This window comes from Microcoleus sp. AT3-A2 (assembly GCF_036705685.1).
Classification (GTDB): Bacteria; Cyanobacteriota; Cyanobacteriia; order Cyanobacteriales; family Microcoleaceae; genus Microcoleus.
Map to the genome: position 1 here is coordinate 50806 of NZ_JAUBVF010000035.1, position 9820 is coordinate 60625.

Below are 9820 nucleotides of genomic sequence, written 5' to 3' on the forward strand. Positions count from 1 at the left end.
GTCTACTGCCAACGACCAATGACTGCTGATTAATGACTGCCGACTGCTGACTGCTGATTAATGACTGCTGACTAATAACCTAGGATAGTTATTGCGCGATGGTATCAACTCAATCTTTCGGGGTGGAATCGGGACTTAAGTATCTGTCTGAGTCTCAACAAGCCCTGCAAACTCGATCGCCAAATCAAGAACTGTTACCGCTGACAGCCAGTGTTAACAGCAGCGATCGGTTGGAAATCGGAGGCTGCGAGGTGACAGCTTTGGTGGAGCAATTTGGCTCGCCGTTGTATATTTTAGACGAAGAAACGCTGCGGGCGGCTTGCACCCAGTACCGGGATGCTTTTAAGCGTTACTATCCGGGCGAATCTCAAGTGCTCTATGCTTCTAAAGCTTGGAGTTGTTTGGCAGTTTGCGCGATCGCAGCTTCCGAAGGTTTAGGGATAGATGTCGTATCCGCCGGAGAAATCTACACTGCACTGCAAGCCGGCGTGGGCCCCGACAAAATCTACTTCCACGGTAACAACAAGTCCCGCGAGGAACTCCAGCTAGCTGTCGAAAACGGCTGCATTACCGTAGCCGACAATTGGCGGGATTTAGAGACTCTAGCAGAGTTGGGAGAATTGGGTGTCCGCAGCCTCACAGGTGGGCCGACACGAGTTATGGTGCGGTTTACTCCGGGAATTGAGTGTCACACCCACGAGTACATTCAGACGGGTCAAATCGACAGTAAATTTGGCTTTGATCCCAACTCACTCGATCGAGTATTTAAATTCATCAGCCAACACCCGTCCTTATTTTGCGTCGGAGTGCACGCTCACATCGGCTCTCAGATTTTTGAACTGCAACCCCATGACGATTTAGCCGAAGTCATTGTTCAGGCCTTGACAAAAGCACAGAGTTATGGTTTGCCAGCAACAGAAATTAATATTGGCGGTGGGTTAGGCATTCGCTATACTGAAGCGGACGATCCTCCTAGCATTGAAGATTGGGCTCGTACAATTTGCTCCGCAGTGGTAGCAGCTTGCGAGCGGCAGCAATTGCCATTACCAAAATTGCTTTGCGAACCGGGTCGATCGCTCGTCGGTACAGCCTGTGTCACTGCTTACACCGTTGGCTCTCAAAAAGTCATTCCGGGAATGCGGACTTATTTAGCTGTGGATGGAGGTATGTCGGACAATCCGCGTCCAATTACCTACCAATCAGTTTATCGAGTTCTCGCAGCCGGTAAAATGTCTGCTGCCTTAACGGAAACAGTGACAATTGCTGGGAAACACTGCGAGTCAGGCGATGTTCTGATTAAAGATGCCAAATTGCCAGAGTGTCATGCCGGAGATGTCCTCGCGGTTACGGCCACAGGGGCATACAATTACAGTATGGCTTCTAACTACAACCGAGTACCCCGACCGGCCGCGGTTTTAGTGAGAAATGGGGAAGTTAACACGATTATACAGCGGGAAACTTACCAGGATTTGCTGAGGCTTGACCGCCTTCCTGAACGACTCGGAGCTCCAAAGTAAAAACTTAGAAGTTAAAAGTTAAAAGTTAAAAGAAAAACAATCCATGTTTACTTAGTGATGATTGTTTTTTCACTTTTAACTTTTGCCTTGTTCAGTCACACGATTGGATTGACACTTCCCGATCTAAAAACACGGGGATTTTCAGCATATTCCTTATAACAACTGTTCATGGTTCATGGGTTCGAGTGCATCACGGTTCGCGGTTCACAGGCGGTAGCGTTCGATGAACCATGAACAATCAACAATCTGGCTTTGACTTGGCCCTGGTTCAGTCCTTATTGATTCAAGGGATCGATATTGGACTGGTTTTTGCCCTTGCGTATTTGGTGCTCGTCATTGTTGGCGAGCGCAGAACGCTGTGGATGGTACGGGGATTTATTATTTTGATGCTGGCGGCGGCGCTGAGCAACTGGGCTGGATTGAGGCTGTTGCACGTTGCCCTCAACAGCTTGGTGACTGGTTCGGCTGTGGCAATGGCGGTAATATTGCAGTCGGAGTTTCGCCGATTTCTGGAACAATTGGGTCGGGGGGAATTTCGGCAATTGTTTGGACGCGATCGCCGACCAACTCCCGAACCGGACAGCGTAATAGATGAAATTGTGGACGCCGTAAAAGAACTTTCGCAAAACCGCACGGGCGCTTTACTAATTATAGAAACAGATTCTCCGATCGACGATCGGGATTTTTCTGTGCCGGGATTAAAGCTAAATGCTGAAGTTTCTAAAGAATTGTTGCAGACTATCTTTCAGCCGCAAACTTTGCTGCACGACGGAGCTGTTTTGATTCGAGGTTCGCGGATCGTGTCGGCGGGGGTAATTTTGCCTTTGTCCGATCGCACTGCGTCGCGGCAGTTGGGAACCCGCCATCGGGCGGCAATGGGGATTACGGAACGGGTGCAAGCTTGCGTGTGCGTGGTGGTGTCCGAGGAAACGGGTTCTATTTCTTTAGCCCAGATGGGACTTTTAAATCGACCTTTGACTAGCAACAAACTTAAGGAATTGCTGGAAGCAAAGCTGTTCCCGTCCGAGGGAGAAAGAGTTGTGGCTCCAATTCCGATCGGCAATCTCGGACGCCAGATAGGATTGAAGGGAGTGACGCTATTAAAACGGATACTGCGCCGTTAGTCGGGTAATCGGGAGAAACCATGAGTCAAGGAATTTGCTTGGAAAAGTTGCCGGAGGATCTGCAACAGGAACTACTGCCTAAGCACATAGCAGTGATTATGGACGGGAACGGGCGCTGGGCGAAGAAGAAGGGGTTGCCGCGGATTGCGGGGCACCGCCGAGGAGCTAGCACTCTGAAGGAACTGCTGCGCTGCTGCAAAGATTGGGGGATTCCAGCTTTAACGGCCTATGCTTTTTCGACGGAGAATTGGGGGCGACCGGCCGGGGAAGTAGATTTTTTAATGAGTTTGTTTGAGGGAAAGTTGCGGCAAGAATTGCGGGAGATGGTGGACGAGGACGTGCAAATTCAATTTATGGGGAATTTGCAGGCTTTGCCGAAGTCTTTGCAGGCGGAAATCGAGCGTTCTGTGACGGCCACTCAGCATAATCAGGGCATTTTGTTTACGGTGGCGACAAATTACGGGGGGCGTCAGGAGATTGTACAAGCTTGTCGGGCGATCGCCACTCAGGTGAAAGAGGGCAAGTTGCAGCCGGAGGAGATTGATGAGGTTTTATTTAAACGCTATTTGTATACTGCTGATATTTGTGACCCGGATTTGCTGATCCGGACGAGCGGGGAAATGCGGTTGAGCAATTTTCTACTATGGCAAATGGCTTATTCGGAAATTTACATTACTGAGACGCTGTGGCCGGATTTTGATCGATCGGAGTTTCACCGCGCTTTGTCTACTTATCAGCAACGCAACCGCCGATTTGGCAAAGTCTAACGATTTTGGATTTGGGATTTTAGATTTTTTGGTTGATTTTTCAGTTTCCAAGTAGGTCATCTCCTGTTCAACATAACGATTTTAGATTTTAGATTGGAGGACAAATCTAAAATCTAAAATCTAAAATCTAAAATCAAATTAGGGGCCGGAGAAAACGGCCGCTTCAATGTCCTGACGTGAGAGGGAGTATTTGAATGCTCGCTGAATGTCTTGGCCGTCGGCTCCAGCATCGATGTAGCGGACGGTGAGTTGGTCGATATCGAGGGAGAGTTCTGCTTTCCATGTAAGTTGCTCGATCTGCCAGCAGTGGAGTTCTCGCCGATCTTGCTGGCAGCCGCGGCTTTTTAGCCACTGCTCGATTTCCGGGAGTGGATGGTTGTACAAAGGAGTGTCAGCGGAAGGAAGAGTCATGGGATTTTAGATTTTAGATTTTAGATTTTAGATTGGGGATCTCGGATTGGAGATTTCCGATTTTAGATTGGGGATGTCGGATTTGAGGCTTTAATTGCCGCGAATTAAGCCGATCGCGATCGCCAGTACCAAACATCCGATTAAGCTAGCTCCCATGATAAACAGAGCGAACATTTCTCCGGGGGAAAGAGGTCGATCCGTGGGATCTAGGTAAGCGGAGTTGGAAGTTTTTTTGCCCGATCCCGAAACCGGAGTATTGAAGCCTGGGGGTGGCGCAATCACGTTCAGGCGAGAATAGCCTATTTTGAGGTCGTAGGCGAGGCGACGTTCTGGGTTGCTGAGGGTGGCGTAGGCGTTGTTGAGCTGCTGAAATTTGGCGGTGGCGACTGCGGGTGGCAGGTCGGTGGTATCGGGATGGTAGAGTTTGCTCAGTTCCCGGTACGATCGCCGAATTTCGATCGCTGAGGCTGAAGGATGCAGCCCTAACAAGCCGTAGTAACTATAACCCAAGGGGGTTTTGCCGGGTATTTTCTGACTTTCGCTGTTTGCCGTTCCCTCGTTAGGAGTCACCTCAGCGCCTCTGGGCTTGTTGTTTATAATTTTTGATTATTTTAGAGCAGATTTGAGGGTAGCGCCACTATCTGCGATGTCGAGGGGTTGAGGGTGGGCGATCGGCTCAAGGTACGATCGCCCACTTTAAACTATGAATTGGTCGATCGCAAATTTTGGACATCTTCAACGCTAAGCCCCGTAACTTGGGCGATCGTGGCATTATCTAGCTGTGAAAGTAATTGTCGGGCGATCGCTAGCGTTTCTTTTCGTATTCTTTCCTGTCTTGCTGCCTGTCTTGCTTCTTCAACAGCTTTAATAATTACCCCCTGTTGATCGTGAATAAACTGTTCCCTGCGTTCCAAAACTTCTACTTCTTCCCGACTTAACCGGGCTTGATTGGCAAGATCGAATGCTTTGTGGATTTCCGGTACGCTATCGATTGTTTCGGGAACTTCTGAGAGAATTCTGGCATATTTCATGAAATATATCCATTTATCTGTCAAAGTTTCTAGTTGACTTGCTTCTTTATGGAATTTAGGTAATTCTATAAAGACTAAATTCATGGCATCTTCGGGATAGTTTAAATTGCTTTTAACTTCTTTATACACAAATCTCGAAATTAAGTTAGGGCTGTTGCGAAACATTTCAAAATCTGTAATGGTTAAAGCTATTAATGGCTTGAGCATTCGATAGCCTTCTCCTCTTTGCAATTGAAATGCGTAGGTTGTGGCTGCATTGTACAACACCCGATTGCCAGAATATTGAACGTTGAGAACTAGAATTTCAATAATGACTAAAGTGCCATCGTCTAGTTTGGCTGTGACATCGAGGTAAGTATCTTTTAAACTTTCAAGTTGCCTCGGCAGATTCTGGTTGATAATTTCTAAGTCTTGAATGGTGGGATTTCCTTCATAAATCAAGGCGTTGAGAAAGCTAATTAGAATCTCTTTGCTTTCTGAGGAAGCGAATATTTTTTTGAAGGCATAATCCGTTTTAGGGTTGATAAATATCATGGTTGTCAGATTTAGCTTTAAGGCGATCTGTTTGGTGGCGAAATAACCGGATTTGAGATTGGTCAAACGGCTGATTTTGTTTCAGGCAAGGGTTTGACATTTTCCGGCAAATGTGCATTGGCGATCGCCAGCACAGGCTCATCGTCCCTGTGTTCGCCGTCGATCGGAAGTTGGCAAGAAATCAACTCTGTGACGATGCGATCGCCCAGAACATCTTCCCAATCTTGCAACTGTTCTCTGGCTTTAATCGGTGTATTGACAGCCACATCTACGCCCATTTGCTGAAGGTTGAGGCTGTGGGCTGTTGATCGGCGGTTGACCCACTCCACCAGCCAAACGCTCAATCCGACTGCTGCCATCAAAGGCAAGACAATCCGATAATCGCGGGTTAATTCAAACATCAACAGGATGGCTGTCAGCGGTGCTCTGGCGCTGCCGGCGAGTACGGCGGCCATTCCCACCATTGCGTAGGCGGCAGGGCCAGCGACTCGATCGCTCATTGCCGGCAGCATTTCCAAAAAGAGTCCGTAAGCCGAACCCAGGGAAGCTCCCAAAAACATCGCCGGAGCGAAGATGCCGCCCACTAAACCGCTGCCGAGGCTGATTGCAGTCATTGCCAGTTTGACAAACAGCAGCAGCAACAGCAAAGGCAAGGAAAATTTAACATCTTGGAGCATTGCTTGGACTGTTTCGTAGCCGACACCCAAAATTTGAGGAAATTGCAGGGCGACTAAGCCGACTCCGGCCCCGCCGATGATCGGGTGAAGCGGCCGGGGCAGTCGTCCGAGCCAAGCAAATCCCCGGACTTTTCCTTGAAAACAGCCCTCGGCTAATTGAATTGCTTCTGTGTAAGCTAGAGACACTCCGCTCGCCAAAAGTCCCAATCCCATGTACAGAGGCAGTTCTAGGGGGCTGCGGACATCGTATATCGGCAAAGCAAACGCCGGCTGAGCTCCCAAGCAGATTTGAGCGATGAGCGCGGAAACTACGGCGGAGAGCAAGACAACGCTGACTGACGAAGTGGCGAAGGTGCTGCCGAGCACGACTTCTAAGGCAAAGAAGACTCCGGCGATGGGAGAGTTAAACCCGGCGGATAAACCTGCTGCTGCTCCCGCGCCGAGGAGCAAGCGCTGCCGTTCAGGGGAGAGCTGTAAGACTTGAGCCAGCAGCATTCCGAAGTTAGCGCCGATTTCGACGCTGGGGGCTTCCGGGCCGAGGGAGGCCCCGGTGCCGAGGGAAACTGAGGCTGCCACCATTTTGGTAATGGGTTTGAGGGGGGAGAGTTCTTGCAGCCCGCGGGTGGCTGCAATTAAGGAAGACATATTGGGGCCAAAATCCCGAAACCGCCACCGCATCAGCCCGATGATGACTCCGCCGAAGGTGGGAATGCAGGCTAGCGTCCAAGAGCCTTTCGAGGCGATCGCCCCCATGAAGTCTTCCAGCATCAAGCTGTGGATGAAGTGGATGAGGTAGTGAAACGTGACGACGCCTGCGCCCGTAACTCCCCCGATGACTAGGGAGAGGATAAGCAGGAGGGTTTCTGGGCTCGGGTGCAGGCGGTTGAATAGCGGGCTTAGGCGGGAGGCTTGGGGAGTTGCTGCGGTTGGGCCGGGTGGCGGCAGATCCACAGGAGGGATGGCTCTCATTTAGCGGTTAATTCTTCTGTGAGAAGTTAGATAAATATTACAATTTATTTCTTATTTTCATTTTGAGTGATTTTAGGGCAATTGACAACTTAATTAAGGCGTATTTTAGGGTAATTTTTTTGGGCTAGCTGCTGGGGTGGAATGACTGATTCTGAGGAGTGGCGGATTTGGCGTGATTGTATGCTCAGTTACATTTAAACTTAGATATACTCTGGCGATAATGCTAATTAACTATATTTATAGTTTTGGTGGTTAGGTCGATCGCATCACTGAACTCGCAATATCATATAACTCAGTAAAAAACAACTTTCAAATTAAAGAATTGGCGCTTGGAGATTTTACCTTACAAGCACAAATCTCAAATCTCCAATTTTAAATCCCTTGCGAGCGCATACTATCACATCGGTTGTTGAGTGGGCGGGATTCTTGGTCTGGGTTTGGCGATAGACATTAGCGGATCGCCGATGGTGGTGACTTTCCAGGGAGGGGATTCTAGCTGGCGTGCTGCGATTAAAAAGGGTGCTCCTCGCTTTAGGCGATCGACCATTAATTTAGGTGGAATAAATGCCGATAAAAAAGGTTCGTTGACGCTGCCAATATATGCGTAAGCACCATTCTCTAGCCACCTTCCGGCAACGGTGTTTGTGTCATCTGGCGCTGCTGCTGACCAACTGTGGATCATGTGGATTGCTGCAGGAAATTGAAGTTTTGGTATATCTTCAACTGAAGCGTCACCATTGCCCACTTGGAATGATTTTGGATAGCCTTTGGAATTCATTAATATTAAGTCAAATGTCCACGGTTTTGAGGCTAAACTCCGCCACTTTTCCAGGCTAGATTCTGGTTTCTGCACTACTTCGACATTTAAACCTATGCTTTTTAGTCCGCTAGCTGCTTCCTCCATTTCATATTTTGCCCAATTTCCTTCCTTGGGGTAACTGTCATAAAGCATGGCTGTTTGGCTGTCGAGAAATATGGCACACATGGCTTGATAGATCGATCGCACCTCGGAACCGTAAATCCAGCCGACAGCCGCCCAGCGTTCGCCGTTGGGGTGTCTTCCCAAACCGTCAGTAACGGCTAGTTGTTCGTCGGGTTTTTCAGGAGATTGATATTTGACTGCTAGTTGGCGTACAATGCTTATTGTGTCGATCGGGTCTGCGAGTTGAGAATAAAAAAATCCGGTTGATTCGACGGCTTTTGTAACTGCTAGTTGCAGAGTTTTCCACTGTGTGTTATTGAGGGTATCGTTGGGTTTTCCGAAGTTGCCTTCTAGAAATACTAAAGGTTGGCCGTGAGCGGCTGCTAAGGCAACTGCTGCTGAGCGTGCGGGGTCATTTTCTGATGTGATTACTACTCCTGGGGGTTCCCAGCCGAGTTGCTTCCATTTTGCTTTTAAGGTTTGAGTATCCGTGGCATTCCAGGCGGCTGCTGTGGTGTTCAGCATTAATTGCTGGAGTTTTTGATTTTTTGGCAGTTGCTGTTTGATACTTGGCAAACGCACTATTTCTTCGGGTTGAAAGCGCTGCACAAACATCGGTGTATATTTTTTGTCTTCGATGAGAATAGGCCAGTTTCCTTTGAGATTCCATTTTTGGATGGCTGCTAAGAATGTGGCTTCGTCGGGTACTAAAACTACGCGGTTGACTGTTGGTATATTTTCGCGGACGATGGCTGCTCGGAGGCCTGTTTGAATTGGCCAGGGTTCTTGTTTGGCTGAGGCGGGAAGTTGAAAGGGTTTTGTGAAAAGGCGATCGCACCCGACACCGATTATTGCTAAGCTTACAATAAGTGCGATCGTCAGGAATTTAAATTTTAACGGTTTTTTCATAGGGGCAGGGGAAGGAAGGAACTAGGTTATACATACGAACCATTATCGAAATATTTTTAGGGACTGCAAGCGGATGTTTCGAGGCGCGGGACAAAGGAAGATTGTAAGTGCGATCGGGCTGGCAACTTTTAGTATTATTGCCTTAGCAACTACAGGTTTAATAATTTTCGCAGCGAACCGTTCGTCAGTCAAGCATCAAGTCCGGCAATTGCTGACAGCGAGGGAATGTCAAGGTTGCAATCTTTCCGGGGGGAATTTGAGCGAAATTTTTCTGGAAGGCGTCAATTTAGAAAAAGCCAACCTGAAAGATGCCAATTTGTGGAGCGTGCATTTGGTAAATGCTAACTTGAAACAGGCAAACTTGGCTGGGGTTTACCTGATAAGCAGCAATTTGGCTGGGGCAATTTTGGAGGTAAGCAATCTAGAAAAGGCGTTTGTAGAGGATGCTTATTTGGGAGGAAGTAATTTGATAAATGCTAACTTAACAGGTGCTTTTATGAAAGGTGTTTTTTTGGTAACTGCGGACTTGGAGGGGGCGAATTTGGAGGGGGCTAATCTGTGGATGGCTAATCTGGAAAGTGCTAATTTGAAGGGTGCTAATCTGAGAAATGCTTTGCTGTTGGATACTAATTTGGCAGGGGCGAATTTAAAGGGTGCGGTGATGCCTGATGGTAGGCGACATGAATGAAAGTCAGTTGATAGTTGTCAGTTGACAGTTGACAGTTGACAGTTGATAGTTGATAGTTGACTCCGAAAGCAGTCGTTAGTCAGTAGTCATCAGTCACTAGCATTAGTCAGGAGAAAGAGCGATCGCGCCTGTAACCTTCATTTCCCGTTATTTTGTGAGGAGATGAAGGTGTGAGGTGCGATCGCTACTCTAATAGCTAGTACAGCTCGGCGTAAGTACACAGACTATATTTATGGTAGAATAACATAGTTAGCTGAGACCCGTTTAGGTG

Annotated in this window: 9 protein-coding genes; 4 read left to right on the forward strand and 5 right to left on the reverse strand. The window is 48.2% G+C overall.

What is annotated here, in order from left to right; genetic code table 11:
• Positions 1–98 precede the first annotated feature (98 nt).
• From lysA to QUB37_RS19100, 3 genes are all read left to right on the forward strand, one after another.
• On the forward strand, positions 99–1517 hold the full coding sequence (gene lysA, locus QUB37_RS19090) for a diaminopimelate decarboxylase (protein WP_333164926.1): 1419 nt from the start codon (positions 99–101) through the stop codon (positions 1515–1517).
• A gap of 230 nt (positions 1518–1747) precedes the next feature.
• Entirely contained in the window at positions 1748–2641 is an 894-nt protein-coding gene (gene cdaA / locus QUB37_RS19095; RefSeq protein ID WP_333164929.1) for a diadenylate cyclase CdaA, read from the forward strand.
• Positions 2642–2661: 20 nt separating this feature from the next.
• Positions 2662–3408 carry an isoprenyl transferase gene (locus QUB37_RS19100; RefSeq protein ID WP_333164931.1) on the forward strand — a complete coding sequence of 249 codons (747 nt, stop codon included), beginning with the start codon at positions 2662–2664 and terminating at the stop codon, positions 3406–3408.
• A 138-nt stretch (positions 3409–3546) separates the two neighbouring features.
• Here the strand turns inward: QUB37_RS19100 and QUB37_RS19105 are convergent, their stop codons facing one another.
• The 5 genes from QUB37_RS19105 to QUB37_RS19125 all read right to left on the reverse strand — a co-directional run bounded on the left by QUB37_RS19105 (position 3547) and on the right by QUB37_RS19125 (position 8861).
• Positions 3547–3819, reverse strand: coding sequence for a DUF3143 domain-containing protein (locus QUB37_RS19105; RefSeq protein WP_333039717.1), 273 nt, complete (start codon positions 3817–3819; stop codon positions 3547–3549).
• A 90-nt stretch (positions 3820–3909) separates the two neighbouring features.
• A complete protein-coding gene (locus tag QUB37_RS19110; protein ID WP_333164933.1) occupies positions 3910–4389 on the reverse strand; it encodes a J domain-containing protein in 480 nt (159 codons plus the stop codon).
• A 131-nt stretch (positions 4390–4520) separates the two neighbouring features.
• The gene (locus tag QUB37_RS19115) at positions 4521–5384 is read right to left on the reverse strand and encodes an Rpn family recombination-promoting nuclease/putative transposase (protein ID WP_333164945.1); all 864 of its coding nucleotides are present in this window, start codon (positions 5382–5384) and stop codon (positions 4521–4523) included.
• Between the two features lie 62 nt (positions 5385–5446).
• Positions 5447–7030, reverse strand: a complete 1584-nt coding sequence (locus tag QUB37_RS19120) for a chloride channel protein (protein ID WP_333164934.1) — start codon at positions 7028–7030, stop codon at positions 5447–5449.
• A 397-nt stretch (positions 7031–7427) separates the two neighbouring features.
• Complete coding sequence (locus tag QUB37_RS19125; protein WP_333164937.1) at positions 7428–8861, reverse strand: hypothetical protein; 1434 nt, start codon at positions 8859–8861, stop codon at positions 7428–7430.
• A 73-nt stretch (positions 8862–8934) separates the two neighbouring features.
• On the opposite strand from QUB37_RS19125, the gene QUB37_RS19130 reads away from it, so the two are divergent.
• Complete coding sequence (locus tag QUB37_RS19130; RefSeq protein ID WP_333164939.1) at positions 8935–9549, forward strand: pentapeptide repeat-containing protein; 615 nt, start codon at positions 8935–8937, stop codon at positions 9547–9549.
• Positions 9550–9820: the final 271 nt, after the last annotated feature.

What these genes read in the sequence shown, in the direction of transcription:
- QUB37_RS19115 (WP_333164945.1), bottom strand. Translation starts at nt 5,384, where the DNA reads ATGATATTTATCAACCCTAAAACGGATTATGCCTTCAAAAAAATATTC.
- QUB37_RS19120 (WP_333164934.1), bottom strand. Translation starts at nt 7,030, where the DNA reads ATGAGAGCCATCCCTCCTGTGGATCTGCCGCCACCCGGCCCAACCGCA.
- QUB37_RS19100 (WP_333164931.1), top strand. Translation starts at nt 2,662, where the DNA reads ATGAGTCAAGGAATTTGCTTGGAAAAGTTGCCGGAGGATCTGCAACAG.
- QUB37_RS19125 (WP_333164937.1), bottom strand. Translation starts at nt 8,861, where the DNA reads ATGAAAAAACCGTTAAAATTTAAATTCCTGACGATCGCACTTATTGTA.
- QUB37_RS19130 (WP_333164939.1), top strand. Translation starts at nt 8,935, where the DNA reads ATGTTTCGAGGCGCGGGACAAAGGAAGATTGTAAGTGCGATCGGGCTG.
- QUB37_RS19105 (WP_333039717.1), bottom strand. Translation starts at nt 3,819, where the DNA reads ATGACTCTTCCTTCCGCTGACACTCCTTTGTACAACCATCCACTCCCG.
- cdaA (WP_333164929.1), top strand. Translation starts at nt 1,748, where the DNA reads ATGAACAATCAACAATCTGGCTTTGACTTGGCCCTGGTTCAGTCCTTA.
- lysA (WP_333164926.1), top strand. Translation starts at nt 99, where the DNA reads ATGGTATCAACTCAATCTTTCGGGGTGGAATCGGGACTTAAGTATCTG.